This is a genomic window from Paraburkholderia sp. UCT70 (genome assembly GCF_050434085.1).
GTDB lineage: Bacteria > Pseudomonadota > Gammaproteobacteria > Burkholderiales > Burkholderiaceae > Paraburkholderia > Paraburkholderia tuberum.
Genome location: NZ_JBNPVZ010000004.1, coordinates 1126773 through 1143801 on the forward strand (window position 1 = coordinate 1126773; position 17029 = coordinate 1143801).

Below are 17029 nucleotides of genomic sequence, written 5' to 3' on the forward strand. Positions count from 1 at the left end.
CCTCGAACGAAGCGGGTTGGTCATGCATTGTAACGGCCACGTGGCGCGCGCAGCGACGTTTCAGGCGGCGCGCCGCCACCGTGTGCGCACGACGCAAGCGAGACGCCGAGCGGCTTGCAGAACGAAACCGCGTGCGCTGTGTTCAGCGCGTGCAGGCAGCACGATGAACGCGGCGCGATCGGCCAGCGTCGCGCGGATCGACACGACGCCACGTTGCGATGTCATAAACCGCTCGCCTTCGTGCAACCTGAGCGACGTGAGCGGGGCGTCGTTGCCGAGCCAGGCCAGCGAATGATCGCGGAAGACGAGTTGCAATGCACCTTCGACCGCGATGATCGAACTGCGGGCGCGCAAGTCGTGCAGGGCCATCTGTCCGGCGGCAAGATGCGACGCCGCGGTGTAATCCAGTTCTGCACCGGGTAAAAAGCGATCGTGGTATGGACGCACAGGCATGACCGATTCCTTTAAGCCGTCTTCGTGTCACACAGCTTAGGGAATCCGTCCAGATGAAAACAGCCGCAGGTGTCGACAATCTGAACCGGTACAGTGGCGCGTTTCGTCACGCTGTATCGGTCCGAATCACGTCGATGTGTATCTGTCGCCGCGCGCGAACTATCCGCACCATCGGCTCATGAGCGAACTCCTCTTCACCCCGCAAGCTCCGTCGACGGACCGGCCAGCCGAGCGCCAGCCGCTTTACCGGCAACTGGCCGACCAATACCGCCGCGCGATCGGCAACGGCGTGCTGCGCCCGGGCGACCGCATGCCGTCGATGCGCGCGTTCATGCAGCGCCACCGCGTGAGCCTCGCGACGGCGACCGAGAGCTATCGCGAACTGGAACGCGCCGCGCTGATCGACGCCCGGCCGCGCGCCGGCTATTTCGTGCGCGTGCCGCCGACGGCTGCGTTGCCCTGCGCCGCCGAGCCCGATCTCGCGATGCAGCCCGGCGCCGCCGCGCAGTTCGTTGGCATTCACTCGGAGATTTCGGCGCTCGTGTCGAAATTTCAGCGCTATCCGCACGCGCTGAATCTCGGCGGCGCGACCGCGTCGCCCGATCTCTATCCGACCGATGTGTTGCAAAAGGCCGCGGTGCGCGCGTTGCGCCGGCGGCCGACCTTGCTGACCGCCGTCGGGCCCGATCTCGGTGATCCGGCGTTGCGCGCGATCATCGCCCGGCGCGCGCTCGAGGCCGGCAGCCAGATCGGCGCGGACGACATCATCATGACGCACGGCGGCGTCGAAGCGATGAACCTCGCGTTGCGCGCGGTGACGCAGCCGGGCGACACGGTCGCGGTCGAATCGCCGTGCTTCTTCGGTTTGCTGCAGGCGCTCGAAAGTCTCGGTCTGCGCGCGCTCGAAATTCCGGCCAGCCCGAGCACCGGCCTCGCGATCGAGGCGCTGGCGTTCGCGCTGCACACGCATCCCGACATCAAGGCGGTCGTGGTGGTGCCGAATCTGCAAAACCCGCTCGGCAGCGTGATGCCCGACGCGCACAAGGCGAGCCTCGTCGAACTGTGCGCGCGCGCCGGCATCGCGCTGATCGAGGACGATCCCTACCGCGAGCTCGTCGATGCCGCGCCGCCGCCCCGCTCGCTGAAAGCCTGGGACACCGATGGCACCGTGATCCATTGCACATCGTTCAACAAGACGCTGGCGCCTGGCATGCGCGTTGGCTGGATCAACGGCGGCCGGTGGCATCCGCGCATCGGTATGCTGAAGTTCGCGCAGTCGCGCCACAACGAGCAGTTGTCGCAAGTCGTGCTCGCCGGCTTCCTGGAGACGAACGCGTACGAGCGCCATTTGCGGCGTTTGCGCGAGAGCTTGCAACTGCGGCGCGAGCGGATGGCCGCGGCGGTGGCGGCATCGTTTCCCGACGGCACGCGGTTCACGCCGCCGCGCGGCGGGATGTTTTTCTGGATCGAATTGCCGCGTCACGTATCGTCGTCGGCTTTATTCGACGCCGCGTTGCATGACGGTATTCGCATCATGCCGGGCACGGTATTTTCGAACGCCGGGCGTTTCGATCACTTCATTCGGCTCAGCTGTCCGAGTGCGGATCTGGATCTGACCGACGAAGCGGTGCGCAGACTAGGGCGCCTCGCGGCACGGATGGCAGCTCATGCCCCAACGCGATAGCGGGTATCATTTCCCGCCGTAGGCTCGACACGCGCCGTCGGCTACGAAATCAGATATCTGAGCCATGACCGATCCATCCACCTCATCCAGAACGGGCCATGCATCGTTGCCCGAAAGTCCCTTCATCGACCGTCTCGGCGCACAGTTGTTGTCGGCCGCCGACGGCGTCAGCGAAGTCGTGCTGCCGTTGCAACGCGATCATATGAACACGTGGGACGTCGCGCATGGCGGCGTCACGATGACGCTCGCCGACGTCGCGCTCGCGATGGCCGCGCGCAGTCTCGCCGGCGACGGCGTCGGCGTCGTCACCGTCGAGATGAAGGTCAACTTCATGCAGCCGGGACGCGGCGAGTTGCGCGCGACCGGCCGCGTGCTGCATCGCTCGACGACGATGGCCTATTGCGAAGGCGAGATCCGCGACAGCGAAGGCCACTTCGTCGCGAAAGCGCTCGGCACCTTCAAATACATGCGCCGCCTCGCGGTGGGCCGCGACGTCACGCGGCAGCGTCTGCGCAGCGACCCGGCGGCGAAGCCCGGTCCGAGCGACTGAGCACCCAACAACCCAAGGAGACGACCGCATGGCCCAGATCAATCGCCAATTGCTGCTGGTTTCGCGCCCTCAAGGCGAAGCCACGCCCGATAACTTCAGGCTCGTCGAAACGCCGCTCGCGCCGCTCGCCGACGGCGAAGTACGGGTGCGCAACCACTATCTGTCGCTCGATCCGTATATGCGCGGACGCATGAACGACAGCAAGTCATACGCGGCGCCGCAGCCGCTGAACGAAGTGATGATCGGCGGCACGGTCGGCGAGGTCGTCGAGACGAGGAATCCGAAGTTCGCGGTCGGCGACAAGGTCGTCGCGATGTTCGGCTGGCAGGAGTACGGCACCTCGAATGGCACGGGCATGCAGAAGGTCGACGACACGCATGTGCCGCTGTCGGCGTATCTCGGGCCGGTCGGCATGCCGGGCGTCACCGCATGGTACGGGCTGAACCGCATCATCGCGCCGAAGGCCGGCGAGACGGTGGTCGTCAGCGCGGCGAGCGGCGCGGTGGGCAGCGTGGTCGGTCAGCTCGCGAAGGCGGCGGGCGCGCGCGCGGTCGGCATCGCGGGCGGCGCGGACAAGTGCCGCTATGTGGTCGAGACGCTCGGCTTCGACGCGTGCGTCGACTACAAGGCCGGTAACCTGTACCAGGATCTGAAGGCCGTCACGCCCGACGGTGTCGACGGCTGCTTCGAGAACGTCGGCGGCGACGGGCTCGACGCGACGCTCGCGCGCATGAACGCGTTCGGGCGCATCGCGTTGTGCGGCTTCATCGCGGGCTATGACGGCCGGCCGCTGCCGCTCAAGCATCCGTCGCTGATGCTGACGCAGCGGCTGCTCGTGCAGGGCTTCATCGTCAGCGAACACATGGACGTGTGGCCCGAGGCGCTCAAGCAGCTCGGCACGCTCGTCGCGCAAAAGAAGCTGCACTATCGCGAGACGATCGCGCACGGGCTCGAAGCCGCGCCCGAGGCATTCATCGGCTTGCTGAAGGGCCGTAACTTCGGCAAGCAACTGGTCAAGCTGATCTGAGCGCGACGTCATCATGCAACGGCAAGCCGCCACTCAACCAGGGACTCACAGGATGTTCGAATTCGCGGGCAAGGTGGCGGTGATCACCGGCGCGGGCAGCGGCTTTGGCCGCGCGTTCGCGCACAAGGGCGCGGCGCTCGGCATGAAGCTCGTACTCGCGGACGTCAACGCGGACCAGCTCGCGCAAACCGTCGACGCATTGCGCGAAACCGGCGCCGAGGCGATCGGCGTGCCGACCGACGTATCGAACGCCGCGCAGGTCGAGGCGCTCGCGCAGGCGGCGCTCGCCGCGTTCGGCAAGGTCCACGTGCTGTTCAACAACGCGGGCGTCGGCACCGGCGGGTTCCTGTGGGAAAGCTCGGCGAACGACTGGTCGTGGGTGTTCGGCGTCAACGTGATGGGTGTCGCGCACGGCGTGCGCGTGTTCGCGCCGATCATGCTCGCGCAGAAGGAGCCCGCGCATATCGTCAATACGGCGTCGGTGGCGGGGCTGCTGGCGCCGCCGGCAATGGGCATCTACAACGCGTCGAAGCATGCGGTGGTGGCGCTGACCGAGACGCTGTATCACGATCTGAAGCTCGCGCAGGCCGGCGCGGGCGGCGAGGTCGGCTGTTCGCTGCTGTGTCCCGCCTTCGTGCCGACCGGCATCGCGGAGGCCGAGCGCGCGCGTCCCGACGAGTTGCGCAACGCGGGCCGGCCGACGCGCTCGCAGATCTCGGCCGGCAAGCAGTTGCAGCGCGCGGTGCAGTCGGGCAAGCTCACCGCCGACGATGTCGCCGACATCGCGTTCGAGGCGATCGCCGCGCGGCGTTTCTATATCATCACGCATCCGGGCATCATGGCGACCGTGAAGCTGCGTCACGAGGATATCGAGCAGTTGCGCGAGCCATCCGATCCGATGTCGCTGAAGCCTGAGGTGAAGAACGCGCAGTAGCGGCCGGCTGCGCGGTCGGTGCACCGGCTTTTGTCAACCCTTGGCGCACTGCGCGCCGCCCGATGCGCGACGCGCACCGCGTTGCCGAAACCATGCCGCTGAATCCCACGATCGAGCAGGTGCTCGACATGATCGCGCGGGCCAAACGCCCGCAGTATCACCAGATGAAGGCGCAAGCGGCGCGCGCGTCGTACGAGAAAAGCGCGCCGATCCTCGAGATCGCGAGCGCGCCGATGTTCTCCGTCGAAGATCTGCGCGTGCCGACGCGCGACGGCGCGACGATCCGCGCGCGCCTCTACTGCCCGGTCGAGCCGAGCTGGGCCGAGCCGCTGCCGGCGTTCGTGTACTACCACGGCGGCGGCTTCACGGTCGGCAGCGTCGATACGCACGATGCGCTGTGCCGGATGTTCGCGCGCGACGGCCAGTGCGCGGTGCTGTCGGTCGATTACCGGCTCGCGCCCGAGCACAAGTTTCCGACCGCTGTCGACGATGCCTTCGACGCCCTCAGCTGGCTGCACGCGCACGCGGCCGAATTCGGCATCGACGGGACGCGGCTCGCGGTGGGCGGCGATAGCGCGGGCGGCACGCTCGCGACGGTTTGCGCGGTGCTCGCGCGCGACGCCGGCCTCGCACTCGCGCTGCAATTGCTGATTTATCCGGGCACGACCGGCCATCAGCAGACCGACTCGCACTCGCGCCTCGCCGACGGCTTCCTGCTGTCGGGCGACACCATCCAGTGGTTCTTCGAGCACTACGTGCGAGATAGCGGCGATCGCGACGACTGGCGTTTCGCGCCGCTCGACGGCGAGCGCGGTGCGCCGGATTTTCGCGGCGTCGCGCCCGCGTGGATCGCGACCGCCGAATACGATCCGCTCAGCGACGAGGGCGATGCCTATGCGGAGAAACTCCGTGCGCTCGGCAATCCGGTCACGCTCAAACGCTACGCCGGCATGATCCACGAGTTCTTCAAGATGGGCGGCTTCGTGCCCGAAGTCGCGCAGGCGCATGCGGACGCCGCGGCGGCGTTGCGCGCGGCATTCGGCATCGGGTGAGGGCGGTGATCGCGAAGCGATGAGCGGCCGGCGGCGAATGCGCCGGCCAGGCGGTGCTCAAACGATCACGCCACGCTCATCCGGTCGCGCTCGACATTGAACGCGAAGCTGCGCTCGAAATCGCCGGGCCGCACGATCCGGTGCGAGCCGTTGTCGTCGCTGCGCTCGGCGACCGCGACGCCGATCACGTCGCCATAGGCGGCGACGCGCAGCGCGGTGGTGCTGCGCGTGCCATAGTCCGGCGATTCGATGAACGCCGCCGACAGCACGCGTTCGCGTTCGAGCGGAATACCGGTCGACGGCAATTCGTCGTCGCGCGCGAGCCGCGGATCGCGCATCAGATCAATCAGGCGTTCGAGCGGCGGCATCGGATCGCGCGCGAGCAGCGTGCCGAGCTCGCCGCGCTTTTTGACCAGCTTCGGCCACGCGGTATCGAGCACCGCGTTCGAGATGCCGTGCGTGCCCGGCGCGAGCAGCGCGGGACCGCTGTTTGCGTCGACGGCGCCGCGATTGCAGTACCACGCGAGCTCGCGACGCGTCCAGTCGCCGACCAGCAGATTGAAGCCGTTGTAGATGTCGCCGGTTTGCGCGACGTGCCGCAGATACGCGAGCGGCGTCTCGTGCGGATTGCCGTCGGCGTCGCGCGCGGCGCTCGTGAGCCAGTCGCTGACGAGCGTGCCGCGAGTCGGCGCATCGGCGCGCATTTCGCCCGGCGCGCGGTAATTGGTCAGCGCGGCGAACCGGCCGTCGCGCGACAACCCGAGCCACGTGCCGCCGCCCACGAGGTCGCGGCCCCCCAGCACCTCCGGCGCGTCGCGCCACCAGCCGATCGGCTCGGCCGTGCGGCGGAAGAACTCGTCGCGATTCGCGGCGAGCGTGAACAGCGGACCATCGAGCGCATCAGGTCGCCAGTCGAAAACGATCAGGCACATCGGGGAGCATCTCCCGTTCAGAGCATGGGGCGGCCGCCTGATGCAGCGACGCAGGCGGCAAACGAAAGCGGCAAAAAACAGGCGAGAATAAAGCAGTCAATAAAAAACGGCGCCCGATTGCGCCGCTTTTTACCCTCTCCAACGATCAGACTTCGGCAGGCAGCCCGTAGGGCAGCGTCAGGAAGCGCAGCGCGGGGCCGTCGGCCGCGCCGAGATGTACGCTGCCGCTGTCGAGCGCCGTGAGCTTGGTCTCGGCCAGCAGATCGACGCCGCCGCCTTGCGCCGATGCCGCGTTGACGATCATCCCGCACGGCTGGCCCGGATCGTCCGAGTGGAACAGCTCGCTGCCGGGCCGCACCGTGTCCAGCTCGCCGGCGACGTTGGCGAGCGACGTGCGCCGCTTGATCGTGCCGCGATACTGGCTGCGCGCGACCACTTCCTGACCCGGATAGCAGCCCTTGCGGAAATTGACCGCGCCGAGCACGTCGAAGTTGACCATTTGCGGCACGAACTGCTCGACGACCGGCCGCGTGATGCGCGGCTCGCCCGCGCGGATGTCGAGCCAGTCCCACACGGCCGGCGACACGCGCTTTAGCCTGCCGTCGAGCGACGGCAGCAGCGCTTCGATCTGCGCTTTCGGGCCGATCCACAGATAGCGCAGCCGCTCCAACGCATCGGGCACGCGGATCAGCGTGCCCGCTGTGCCGTCGACCTGCACGTGCACACCGTCGGGCAGCGCGTCGAACACGCCAGACAGCGCGCCGCGCACGTCGCCCGCGAGGCCGACCACCGCGAACTCGCCGCTCGCGTCGGCGAGCTTGGCCTTTGCGCGCAGCACGAACATCGACAACCGCTTTTGCACCGCGGCCTGCACGTCTTTCGATACCAGCAGGCGGATCGTATCGCCGCTGCGCCAGCTGAGGAACGACGCGAGCAGCCGGCCCTTGGCCGAGCAGTAGCCGGCGAGGCGCGCGTTCGCGGCGTCGAGATGCTGGACGTCGTTGGTCAACTGGGCGTGCAGGAAGCTCGCCGCGTCGTCGCCGGTCGTGTCGATCACGCCGAACTGCGACAGCGGCATGTACGCGCCATGCTCGAGCACGGCGGTGAATTCTTCGGCCGACGGGCGCGGCAGGATGGGCAGGGCGGCGGGCGCCGCCACGGCGGGAGTGAGACCGGAAGCGTTACCTGAGGCGTTCACGAGCGGTGTGTTCATGGATTCCGGGAACAGTCAATTCTGACTTTGGCTAAGGCAAACAGTCATTATATTCAGTCCAGCCCTGTCGCGTTTCGCAAGTCCCTGGCGGATGAAGGCTTTCTGAGAGCCTTGCGCAGCAGGGGATTGCACGTTATCACCCTCCGGCTGTGCCCATATTGTGACCATGTTGGGGTGTTCTGCCAGAGGGTCCGGCGCAAGATGGGCGGGCACCCGACGTGCCGGATCTGCTGTCCGCTGCCGCGGTCACAGACGAGCCGCCGCCGGGGTGGGCTGCGGCGAGGTCACTGAGTAAGGCGGACGAGCCTGAACCGTCGTTTGAAACTGTCGACAACAGTCAAAAGCGGCAGGAGCCGAAAAGGCGTTTGGTCGGGAATTGTCGAACCTTTGAAACTCTGACCTATGTTGCGCCAGCGTACGACTCGAGTAGCATCAGACCGACGCCAGCGGATTTCATATTGTTGTTTCCGGCCGTGACCATCTGGTGCCCGCATCTATACAATACAGGTCGCAAAAGGCCGAAAGGGCTGCAAAACGGCACAGTCTCAATGTTGACCGACGTCAGACTTTCCCGTTAAAAATCAGTTCGTTGCCATCTAAACGCTAATTCTTTCCTGTCGTGTCCCTTCTGAAGAAATGTTTCGTCGCCGGCGCGCTCGTCGTTGTGCTGGCCGCGGCGGCCATCGCCGCTGGATACTACTGGGCCACCCGCCCGCTCGAATTGACCCCGACGCAACTCGACGTCACCGTCAAGCCGCACAGCAGCCTGCGCAGCGTCGCGCTGCAGCTCAATCGCGGCGGCGTGCCGGTCGAGCCCGAGCTGTTCATCGCGATGACGCGGTTGCTCGGGCTGCAAAGCGAGCTGAAGTCCGGCAATTACGAGTTCAAGAGCGGCATCACGCCCTACGAGGTGCTGCAGAAAATCGCGCGCGGCGACGTCAACGAATATGTGGCGACGGTCATCGAAGGCTGGACCTTCAAACATATGCGCGCTGAACTCGACGCCAATCCCGCGCTGAAGCACGACACGCTCGGCATGAGCGACGCCGATCTGATGAGCGCAATCGGCGCGCCCGAGGCGTCGATCGGCAACGGCGAAGGGCTGTTTTTCCCGGATACCTACCTGTTCGACAAGGGCACCAGCGACCTCGACATCTATCGCCGCGCTTACCGTCTGATGCGCGTGCGTCTCGACGAGGCGTGGCTCTCGCGCGCGCCGAACCTGCCGTATAAGTCCCCGTACGACGCGCTGACGATGGCGTCGATCGTCGAAAAGGAAACCGGCAAGGCGTCCGACCGGGCGCTCGTCGCCGCGGTGTTCGCCAACCGTCTGCGCGCCGGCATGCCGCTACAGACCGACCCGACCGTGATCTACGGAATGGGCGACAGCTACGCCGGCCACATCAGAAAGAAAGACCTGCAGACCGACACTCCATACAATACCTACACGCGGATGGGCCTACCGCCGACGCCGATCTCGCTGCCGAGCGTCGCGTCGCTGCAGGCGGCGATGAACCCGGCGCAAAGCAACGCGCTGTACTTCGTGTCGCGCGGCGACGGCAGCAGCATCTTTTCTGACACCCTCGGCGAACACAACAAGGCCGTGGACAAATACATTCGAGGGCAATGATGGCGCGCGGCAAATTCATTACGTTTGAAGGCATCGACGGCGCGGGCAAGACCACCCATCTGGGCTGGTTCCGCGAACGGCTCGAGGCGAAGCTCGCGCCGAGCGGCCGCTCGGTCGTGATGACACGCGAGCCGGGCGGCACGCCGCTCGGTGAGCAGATCCGCGATATCGTGCTGCATCAGAAGATGGATCTCGAAACCGAAGCGCTGTTGATGTTCGCGCTGCGCCGTCAGCATCTGGCCGAGGTGATCGAGCCGGCGCTCGCGCGCGGCGATTGGGTGCTGTCCGACCGTTTTACCGATGCCACTTTCGCCTACCAGGGCGGCGGCCGCGGCTTGCCGCGCGACAAGCTGGAGACGCTCGAGCGCTGGGTGCAGGGCGGTTTCCAGCCGGATTTGACCGTGCTGTTCGATTTGCCGCCCGCCGTCGCCAGCGAGCGGCGCAGCGCGGCGCGCAATCCGGATCGTTTCGAGAGCGAGTCGGCGGCGTTTTTCGAGCGCACGCGCGCCGAATACATGCGCCGCGCCGAAGAAGCGCCATACCGTTTCGCTATCATCGACTCTTCGCAGAGCATCGTTCGAATTCAGAAGCAGCTTGAGGAGTTGATTGCAACCATCTGATTCGAAATAGATATAAACGCTTCTTATAATCTCGTACGATGTTCACTCGACATCTGAAGTGGCGCCTACAACCGATTGATTCAAAAAGACAAACGATGATCTATCCGTGGCAAGCTGATGACTGGAATCGCCTGCAGCAGCTGCACGGCCACTGGCCGCACGCATTGTTGCTGCACGGCCAGGCGGGGATCGGCAAGCTGCGTTTCGCGCAGCACCTCGCGCAGGGTCTGCTGTGCGAGGCGCCGCAACCGAACGGCGAGCCGTGCGGCGCGTGCGTGGCTTGCAACTGGTTCGCGCAGGGCAATCATCCCGACTACCGCATCGTCGTGCCGGAGGCACTCGCCGCCGAAGCCGGCCTCGCGAACGCCGCGAACGGCGCCGACGACAAGGCCGAAAAAGCCGATGGCGACGAAGGCAAGAAGACCCGCACGCCGAGCAAGGAAATCAAGATCGAACAGATCCGCGGTCTGCTCGACTTCGTCGGCGTCGGTTCGCATCGCGGCGGCGCGCGCGTCGTCGTGCTGTATCCGGCCGAGGCGCTCAACGTCGCGGCCGCCAACGCGTTGCTGAAGACGCTGGAAGAGCCGCCCGCGGGCGTCGTGTTCCTGATGGTGTCGGCGCGCGTCGACCGTTTGCTGCCGACCATCATTAGCCGCTGCCGTCAGTGGCCGATGAGCGTGCCCGCGCCGGACACCGCCGCGCAGTGGCTGGCCGCGCAAGGCGTCGACGACGCCCGCGCGCTGCTCGCCGAAGCGGGTGGCGCGCCGCTCGCCGCGCTCGCGCTCGCCAGCGACGAAAACCGTCCGCTGCGCGACTGGACGCTCAAGCAGCTCGCGGCCGGCGCCGGGTGCGACGCATTCGCGTGCGGCGAGGCGCTGCAGAAGCTCCCAGTGCCGCTCGTGCTCGGCTGGCTGCAGCGCTGGATGTACGATCTGCTCGCGCAGCGCACCGCCGGCGCGCCGCGCTATTTCCCGCAGGCGTCAGCCGCGCTCACCCGCTGCGCCGCCCAGGCCGACGCCAATGCATTCGCGCGTTTTCTGCGCACCGTCACACGCCAGCGCGCGGTCGAGAACCATCCGTTGAACGCGCGGCTCGTGTTCGAGGAACTGTTCATCGGCTATCGCGCGCTGTTTGCGTGAGCCCGCAGCCGGACAGCCTTCCGTCTTTTTTCATTCAAGCCAACCCGCCATGAGCCTTTCCTACCGCGACGCCACGCTCGACGATCTGCCCGCGATCGTCGCCATCTACAATTCGACGATCCCGTCGCGCCAGGTCACCGCGGACCTCGAGCCGGTCAGCGTCGAGAGCCGGCATGGGTGGTTTCATGCGCACAGCCCGCAGAAGCGGCCGCTGTGGGTGGTCGAAGATCCGAAGCAGGCGGGCCGCGTGATCGCGTGGCTCAGCTTTTCCGATTTTTATGGCCGGCCGGCTTATCGGCGCACCGCCGAAGTCAGCATCTATCTCGACGAACGCGCGCGCGGCCAGGGACTCGGCAAGCAACTGCTGGCGGCGTCGCTCGAGGCGGCACCGGGTCTAGGCATCGATACGGTGCTCGGCTTCGTGTTCGGTCACAATGAAGCGAGCGTGCGGCTGTTCCGCGGCTTCGGCTTCGATGCATGGGGCACGCTACCGCGCGTCGCGGTGCTGGATGGCGTCGAGCGCGATCTGGTGATTCTTGGCAAGCGTCTTGCGCACGCCGGTTGAGCACGCTGCGTAAGCAGCGCCACCTGAGCTGTCCCAAGCGGCCCCGGCCACGCCATCGCCCAGCCGCAAGCCCCTTTTTCGCAGGACCTGACCATGTTTGTCGATTCACACTGCCATATCAATTTCGAAGGACTCGCGGACCGTCTACCGCAAGTGCTCGAAAACATGCGCAGCCATTCGGTCTCGCACGCGTTGTGCGTGTCGGTGGATCTTGAAACGCTGCCGTCGGTACTGGACATCGCCAGCCGCTATGACAACGTGTACGCGTCGGTCGGCGTGCATCCCGATCACGAGCACATGCGCGAGCCGAGCGTAGCCGAGCTGGTTGAACTGGCCGGGCACCCGAAGGTCGTCGCGATCGGCGAAACCGGGCTCGATTACTACCGCCTCGAAGGCCGCTCGATCGCCGACATGGAGTGGCAGCGCGAGCGCTTTCGCACGCACATCCGCGCCGCGCACGCGACCAGCAAGCCGTTGATCATCCACACCCGCTCGTCGTCGGAAGATACGTTGCGCATCATGGCCGAGGAGCGCGCCGGCGTGCCGGGCGGCGTCATGCATTGCTTCACCGAACCGTGGGCCATCGCCGAGCAGGCGCTCGCGCAGAATTTTTACATTTCGCTGTCGGGCATCGTCACGTTCAAGAGCGCGACCGATGTGCAGGACGTCGCGCGCCGCGTGCCGCTCGACCGTCTGCTGATCGAAACCGACTCGCCGTACCTGGCGCCGGTGCCGTATCGCGGCAAACCGAATGAACCTGCGTACGTCAGTTATGTCGGACGCTTCATCGCGCAGCAACGCGAGATGCCGGACGAGGCGCTGGCCGCCGCCACCACGCAAAACTTTTTCAGACTGTTCGGACTCGCCGCGCCGGTCGGAATCTGATCCAAAAAGCCACGTAACATCAAAGGGATAGGAAGATTTCCTAAAGTACCATATGAAAAATATTTCGACGACGTCCGCTGATTTTCAACCGCTGTCCGCCGGGTCGGCCGCCCGGGCTCTCGCGCCGGCGCGCCATCTCGCGTGCGCCGCCGCGCTCGCGTGCGCGGCGCTCGTCGCGGTGCCCGCGCATGCGGCGCCGATCGACTCGCTGATCAAGTCGGTCAAGTTCGACGACGTCGACGGCGTCAACAAGCTGCTCGCGAAGGGCATGGACCCGAACAGCGTCGACAATCAGGGCATCCCGGTGCTCGTGATCGCCGCGCGCGAGAAATCCGACAAGGTCGCGGCCGCGTTGCTTGCGAATCCAAAGACCGATATCGAGATTCAGGACAAGGCCGGCGAAAACGCGCTGATGATGGCGTCGCTGGTCGGCGACCTGAACTTCGTGAATCTGCTGATCGCGAAGGACGCCGAGGTCAACAAGAAGGGCTGGGCGCCGCTGCACTACGCGGCCGCGAACGGCCACGACGACATCGTCAAGGTGCTGCTCGACCACTCGGCCTACGTCGACGCGGGCTCGCCGAACGGCACCACGCCGCTGATGATGGCCGCGCGCGGCGGCCACGTTTCCACCGTCAAGCTGCTGCTGGACAACGGCGCGGACCTGTCGGTGAAAAACCAGATCGGCATGACCGCGCTCGATTTCGCCAAGACCTACAAGGAGCCGGACGTCGTCGAAGGGCTCACGGCGCGCATGCAGCAGACGCAGCAGCAGAAGCAATGACGTTTTGTCGGCAGGCGGCGCGGTGCGCCCGCGAAGCGTCAGGCGCCTCGCCATGCCGTGCCGCTTTGCAGCCGTTTTGTCCGAGCCGCGCGGCTGTCGGCCTGCTGCCGCCGCGTAAAACAGTGCAGAATGACGACTTCGGCGCGCCGCGTAGCGCGCCGTCCGGACGCGGCAGAAAGACCGCGTGAATAAACAACCCTGGAAAGGAACACCATGCTGCGGGCTTTGATTTTCGCCGGCGCGCTTGCCTTGCCGCTTTCGGCAGCTGCGTTTACGGGAGGCGACCTCAACAAGCTGTGCACCAAGACGGACGTGGCTTCGCGTAGCGCCTGCGCGGCCTACATCGAAGGCGCGGCCGACGGCATCTTCAACACGATCGACGCGATCGGGGGCACCACCGGTCCGCGCGTCGGCCAGTACTTCTGCCTGCCGCCGGATGCGCGCTCGGCGCAGTTGACCGACGCGGTGCGCAAGTACATCGCCGAGAACCCGAACGCCGCGAGCTACAACGCGAGCACGGCGATTTCGCTGGGTCTCGGCAAGGCGTTTCCCTGCAAGAGCGGCGGCTGATCGATAACCGCGGCGCATCGAAGAACCCGTTGTAACGCCCAGGCGCGGTCGTGCGCCCCGGATGTCAGTAGTCGCGCAGGCGCGCCGCCGCTCATCGAGCCCGGAGGAACATGCCCGTTATGCCTACTATCGACGACTTCTACCGCGTGGCGGCCGCGCCGCTGCATACGTGGCTCGGCACGCTGATCGTGACGGCCATCGTGGCGATCGTGGCGAGCGGCATTCACCGCTTCGGCGCGCGCGTCGTGAAGCGTCTCGCGCGGCCGCACGCGCTGACGAGCGTCGTGCTGCGCTACATCGACAAGCCGTCGCTGTTCGCCCTCGTGCTCCTCGTGTTCGCGTGGGTCTGGTCCGAGGCACCCGACACCCTCAACTTCATCGAACCGGTGCGCGACATCACCGGCATCGCGCTGATCGCCGCGCTGACGTGGCTGTCGGTGCGCTCGGCCGCGGCGATCGGCGAAGCGATCATCCGCGCCCATCCGCTCGATTCCTCCGATAACCTGCAGGCGCGCCGCATCCATACGCAGGCGCGCGTACTCGCGCGCTCGGTGATGATCGTGATCGTGATCATCGGTGTCGGCGGTGCGCTGATGACCTTGCCCAACGTGCGGCAGATCGGCGCGAGCCTGCTGGCGTCGGCGGGTGTCGCCGGTCTGGTCGCCGGTATCGCGGCGCGGCCGGTGCTCGGCAATCTGATCGCCGGTTTGCAGATCGCGCTGTCGCAACCGATCCGCCTCGACGACGTCGTCGTGATCCAGAACGAGTGGGGGCGCATCGAGGAGATCACCGGCACGTACGTGTCGGTTCGGCTGTGGGACCAGCGCCGTCTGATCGTGCCGCTGCAATGGTTTATCGAAAATCCGTTCTCGAACTGGACCCGCAGCAGCTCGCAGATCATCGGCACCGTGTTCCTGTTCGTCGATTACCGGATGCCGCTCGCGCCGCTGCGCGAGGAGCTTGCGCGCATCGTCGAGAACGCGCCCGAGTGGGACCGTCGCGTGCAGGTGCTGCAGGTGACGGACTGCACCGAGCGCGCGATGCAGTTGCGCGCGCTCGTCAGCGCGCCCGATTCCGGCCTTGCGTGGGATCTGCGCTGCCGCGTGCGCGAAGGGCTGCTCGATTTCGTTCATCGGCATTACCCGGAATACCTGCCGCGGGCGCGTGCCGAGGTGTCGGCGGAGTTGGAGACCAGCGGCGCTGGCCCGAGCGACTGGCTGCCGCGCAGCCGGCAGGCGCCAGCCGGCAGCACCGCCGCGCATACCGAAGCCGATCCGGTGGCGAGCCGCGTCGGCCGCACTGGCGCGGGCGAGGTCGCGCAGAAGGCGAAGGAGCAGGCTTAGCCGGGCGTCGCGAATCGCGCGTGGCGAGTGGCAAATCGCGAGTTGGGTATCGCGAGCGGCGTGCGGCGACCGCCCTCGGCAAGCCCGGCGATGCGCGGGCACGCCGATTGCTGCTAAAGGGCGCGCCACGCCTGCTCAGGCGTCGCGGCGCATCGCAAGAATGACGGAGGACATGCACTATGGGCCGATTGATCGTCGTGTCGAATCGCGTCGCGACGCCGACGGAGACCAAGGGATCGGCGGGTGGACTCGCGGTCGGCGTATTCGGCGCGCTGAAGGATGCAGGCGGCGTCTGGTTCGGCTGGAGCGGCGACGTAGTCAGCGAAACGGTCGCCAACGCGGGGCCGATGCTCGAGCAGGACGGCGCGGTGACCTTCGCAACCGTCGGCCTCACGCGCAAGGACTACGACCAGTACTACCGCGGCTTCTCGAACGCGACGCTGTGGCCGGTATTCCACTACCGCAACGACCTCGCGCGCTACGAGCGCGAGGAGTACGCGGGCTACCGGCGCGTCAACGCATGGCTCGCTCACAAGCTGGTCAAGCTGCTCGAACCCGACGATATCATCTGGATTCACGACTACCATCTGATCCCGTTTGCCGAGGCGCTGCGCAGCGAGGGCGTGACGAACCGCATCGGTTTCTTCCTGCATATTCCGTTTCCCGCGCCGCAGATCCTGCTCAACATTCCGCCGCACGAGGAACTGGTGAAGTCGATGTCGTGCTACGACCTGCTCGGCTTCCAGACCGCCACCGACCAGCAGGCATTCCACGACTACGTGACGCGTCACGCGCGCGGCACGGTGAGCGCGGACGGCATCGTCGAGGCGTTCGGGCGCAAGCTGCGCACCGGCGTCTACCGGATCGGCGTGTTCCCCGACGAAATCGCCGAGCAGGCCAAGCGCTACGAAAGCCGCCAGCACGTGCTCGAGCTGAAGCAAAGCCTCGAGGGGCGCAAGCTGATCATGAGCGTCGACCGGCTCGACTATTCGAAGGGACTGGTCGAGCGCTTTCGCGCGTTCGAGTTGCTGCTCGAACGCTCGCCCGAATGGCGCGGCAACGTCACGCTCGTGCAGATCGCGCCGCCTACGCGCTCGGACGTCGCGACCTATCAGAAGATCCGCCAGGATCTCGAATACGAGGCAGGGCGCATCAACGGCCGCTACTCGGGGCTCGACTACACGCCGATCCGCTATCTGAACCAGCAGTACGACCGCTGGAAGCTGATGTCGCTGTTTCGGGAGTCGCAGATCGGCTTCGTCACGCCGCTGCACGACGGCATGAACCTCGTCGCGAAGGAGTACGTGGCCGCGCAGAATCCCGACGATCCCGGCGTGCTCGTGCTGTCGATTTTCGCGGGCGCGGCCGCCGAGCTCTCTGGCGCGCTACTCGTCAATCCGCACGATGCGATCGGCATGTGCGAGGCCTTGCAACGTGCGCTGCAAATGCCGCTCGACGCGCGCCAACGGCGTCACGAGATCAACATGGCCGCGCTGCGTAAGAACGATCTCGGAGTGTGGCGCGACAGCTTCCTCAGGGATTTGCGCAGCATGCCAGTGCGCGGGTCGGGCGAGGGCGGCGGCCACAAATGACGGCGCGGCGACGGCCCAGAGCCCGCGCAAACCCGGCGCGTGGCCGCGTGTCACCG

17 protein-coding genes are annotated in these 17029 nt (G+C 66.4%); 14 read left to right on the plus strand and 3 right to left on the minus strand.

Features of this window, described 5'->3' with window-relative positions:
* Positions 1 to 60: 60 nt before the first annotated feature.
* Positions 61 to 453 carry a hypothetical protein gene (locus OKW41_RS30830; protein WP_429574999.1) on the minus strand — a complete coding sequence of 131 codons (393 nt, stop codon included), beginning with the start codon at positions 451 to 453 and terminating at the stop codon, positions 61 to 63.
* 178 nt (positions 454 to 631) lie between these two features.
* On the opposite strand from OKW41_RS30830, the gene OKW41_RS30835 reads away from it, so the two are divergent.
* The 5 genes from OKW41_RS30835 to OKW41_RS30855 all read left to right on the plus strand — a co-directional run bounded on the left by OKW41_RS30835 (position 632) and on the right by OKW41_RS30855 (position 5700).
* Positions 632 to 2137, plus strand: a complete 1506-nt coding sequence (locus tag OKW41_RS30835; protein WP_429575000.1) for a PLP-dependent aminotransferase family protein — start codon at positions 632 to 634, stop codon at positions 2135 to 2137.
* Positions 2138 to 2201: 64 nt separating this feature from the next.
* The gene (locus OKW41_RS30840) at positions 2202 to 2687 is read left to right on the plus strand and encodes a PaaI family thioesterase (protein WP_026225390.1); all 486 of its coding nucleotides are present in this window, start codon (positions 2202 to 2204) and stop codon (positions 2685 to 2687) included.
* 28 nt (positions 2688 to 2715) lie between these two features.
* Positions 2716 to 3714 (plus strand): NADP-dependent oxidoreductase, encoded by a 999-nt coding sequence (locus OKW41_RS30845; RefSeq protein ID WP_429575001.1) that lies wholly within the window; start codon positions 2716 to 2718, stop codon positions 3712 to 3714.
* 52 nt (positions 3715 to 3766) lie between these two features.
* Positions 3767 to 4648 (plus strand): SDR family oxidoreductase, encoded by an 882-nt coding sequence (locus OKW41_RS30850; RefSeq protein WP_429449750.1) that lies wholly within the window; start codon positions 3767 to 3769, stop codon positions 4646 to 4648.
* 92 nt (positions 4649 to 4740) lie between these two features.
* Positions 4741 to 5700: an alpha/beta hydrolase gene (locus tag OKW41_RS30855; protein ID WP_429576508.1), complete on the plus strand. Its 960-nt coding sequence runs from the start codon at positions 4741 to 4743 to the stop codon at positions 5698 to 5700.
* A 65-nt stretch (positions 5701 to 5765) separates the two neighbouring features.
* Here the strand turns inward: OKW41_RS30855 and OKW41_RS30860 are convergent, their stop codons facing one another.
* Together OKW41_RS30860 and OKW41_RS30865 are read right to left on the minus strand one after the other, a co-directional pair.
* Positions 5766 to 6632 carry an NRDE family protein gene (locus tag OKW41_RS30860; protein ID WP_184003551.1) on the minus strand — a complete coding sequence of 289 codons (867 nt, stop codon included), beginning with the start codon at positions 6630 to 6632 and terminating at the stop codon, positions 5766 to 5768.
* Between the two features lie 145 nt (positions 6633 to 6777).
* Positions 6778 to 7845, minus strand: coding sequence for a YgfZ/GcvT domain-containing protein (locus tag OKW41_RS30865; protein WP_429575002.1), 1068 nt, complete (start codon positions 7843 to 7845; stop codon positions 6778 to 6780).
* 619 nt (positions 7846 to 8464) lie between these two features.
* On the opposite strand from OKW41_RS30865, the gene mltG reads away from it, so the two are divergent.
* The 9 genes from mltG to otsA all read left to right on the plus strand — a co-directional run bounded on the left by mltG (position 8465) and on the right by otsA (position 16973).
* Positions 8465 to 9475, plus strand: coding sequence for an endolytic transglycosylase MltG (gene mltG / locus OKW41_RS30870; RefSeq protein WP_429575003.1), 1011 nt, complete (start codon positions 8465 to 8467; stop codon positions 9473 to 9475).
* The gene (gene tmk, locus OKW41_RS30875; protein WP_429575004.1) at positions 9475 to 10095 is read left to right on the plus strand and encodes a dTMP kinase; all 621 of its coding nucleotides are present in this window, start codon (positions 9475 to 9477) and stop codon (positions 10093 to 10095) included. Before mltG ends, tmk begins: the two co-directional genes overlap by 1 nt.
* Before the next feature lie 95 nt (positions 10096 to 10190).
* Entirely contained in the window at positions 10191 to 11234 is a 1044-nt protein-coding gene (locus tag OKW41_RS30880; protein ID WP_429575005.1) for a DNA polymerase III subunit delta', read from the plus strand.
* 49 nt (positions 11235 to 11283) lie between these two features.
* The gene (locus tag OKW41_RS30885; RefSeq protein WP_429575006.1) at positions 11284 to 11799 is read left to right on the plus strand and encodes an N-acetyltransferase family protein; all 516 of its coding nucleotides are present in this window, start codon (positions 11284 to 11286) and stop codon (positions 11797 to 11799) included.
* Positions 11800 to 11892: 93 nt separating this feature from the next.
* Positions 11893 to 12684 (plus strand): TatD family hydrolase, encoded by a 792-nt coding sequence (locus tag OKW41_RS30890; protein WP_429575007.1) that lies wholly within the window; start codon positions 11893 to 11895, stop codon positions 12682 to 12684.
* Between the two features lie 52 nt (positions 12685 to 12736).
* On the plus strand, positions 12737 to 13468 hold the full coding sequence (locus tag OKW41_RS30895) for an ankyrin repeat domain-containing protein (protein WP_429575008.1): 732 nt from the start codon (positions 12737 to 12739) through the stop codon (positions 13466 to 13468).
* A 213-nt stretch (positions 13469 to 13681) separates the two neighbouring features.
* Positions 13682 to 14038, plus strand: coding sequence for a Rap1a/Tai family immunity protein (locus OKW41_RS30900; RefSeq protein ID WP_027197711.1), 357 nt, complete (start codon positions 13682 to 13684; stop codon positions 14036 to 14038).
* 119 nt (positions 14039 to 14157) lie between these two features.
* Positions 14158 to 15381, plus strand: a complete 1224-nt coding sequence (locus tag OKW41_RS30905) for a mechanosensitive ion channel family protein (protein WP_429449769.1) — start codon at positions 14158 to 14160, stop codon at positions 15379 to 15381.
* A gap of 179 nt (positions 15382 to 15560) precedes the next feature.
* Positions 15561 to 16973 (plus strand): alpha,alpha-trehalose-phosphate synthase (UDP-forming), encoded by a 1413-nt coding sequence (gene otsA / locus OKW41_RS30910; protein WP_429449771.1) that lies wholly within the window; start codon positions 15561 to 15563, stop codon positions 16971 to 16973.
* The last annotated feature ends 56 nt before the right edge of the window (positions 16974 to 17029 follow it).

What these genes read in the sequence shown, in the direction of transcription:
- OKW41_RS30830 (WP_429574999.1), bottom strand. Translation starts at nt 453, where the DNA reads ATGCCTGTGCGTCCATACCACGATCGCTTTTTACCCGGTGCAGAACTG.
- OKW41_RS30835 (WP_429575000.1), top strand. Translation starts at nt 632, where the DNA reads ATGAGCGAACTCCTCTTCACCCCGCAAGCTCCGTCGACGGACCGGCCA.
- OKW41_RS30865 (WP_429575002.1), bottom strand. Translation starts at nt 7,845, where the DNA reads ATGAACACACCGCTCGTGAACGCCTCAGGTAACGCTTCCGGTCTCACT.
- OKW41_RS30845 (WP_429575001.1), top strand. Translation starts at nt 2,716, where the DNA reads ATGGCCCAGATCAATCGCCAATTGCTGCTGGTTTCGCGCCCTCAAGGC.
- tmk (WP_429575004.1), top strand. Translation starts at nt 9,475, where the DNA reads ATGGCGCGCGGCAAATTCATTACGTTTGAAGGCATCGACGGCGCGGGC.
- OKW41_RS30850 (WP_429449750.1), top strand. Translation starts at nt 3,767, where the DNA reads ATGTTCGAATTCGCGGGCAAGGTGGCGGTGATCACCGGCGCGGGCAGC.
- OKW41_RS30895 (WP_429575008.1), top strand. Translation starts at nt 12,737, where the DNA reads ATGAAAAATATTTCGACGACGTCCGCTGATTTTCAACCGCTGTCCGCC.
- OKW41_RS30855 (WP_429576508.1), top strand. Translation starts at nt 4,741, where the DNA reads ATGCCGCTGAATCCCACGATCGAGCAGGTGCTCGACATGATCGCGCGG.
- OKW41_RS30880 (WP_429575005.1), top strand. Translation starts at nt 10,191, where the DNA reads ATGATCTATCCGTGGCAAGCTGATGACTGGAATCGCCTGCAGCAGCTG.
- OKW41_RS30860 (WP_184003551.1), bottom strand. Translation starts at nt 6,632, where the DNA reads ATGTGCCTGATCGTTTTCGACTGGCGACCTGATGCGCTCGATGGTCCG.
- OKW41_RS30840 (WP_026225390.1), top strand. Translation starts at nt 2,202, where the DNA reads ATGACCGATCCATCCACCTCATCCAGAACGGGCCATGCATCGTTGCCC.
- OKW41_RS30890 (WP_429575007.1), top strand. Translation starts at nt 11,893, where the DNA reads ATGTTTGTCGATTCACACTGCCATATCAATTTCGAAGGACTCGCGGAC.
- otsA (WP_429449771.1), top strand. Translation starts at nt 15,561, where the DNA reads ATGGGCCGATTGATCGTCGTGTCGAATCGCGTCGCGACGCCGACGGAG.
- OKW41_RS30905 (WP_429449769.1), top strand. Translation starts at nt 14,158, where the DNA reads ATGCCTACTATCGACGACTTCTACCGCGTGGCGGCCGCGCCGCTGCAT.
- OKW41_RS30900 (WP_027197711.1), top strand. Translation starts at nt 13,682, where the DNA reads ATGCTGCGGGCTTTGATTTTCGCCGGCGCGCTTGCCTTGCCGCTTTCG.
- OKW41_RS30885 (WP_429575006.1), top strand. Translation starts at nt 11,284, where the DNA reads ATGAGCCTTTCCTACCGCGACGCCACGCTCGACGATCTGCCCGCGATC.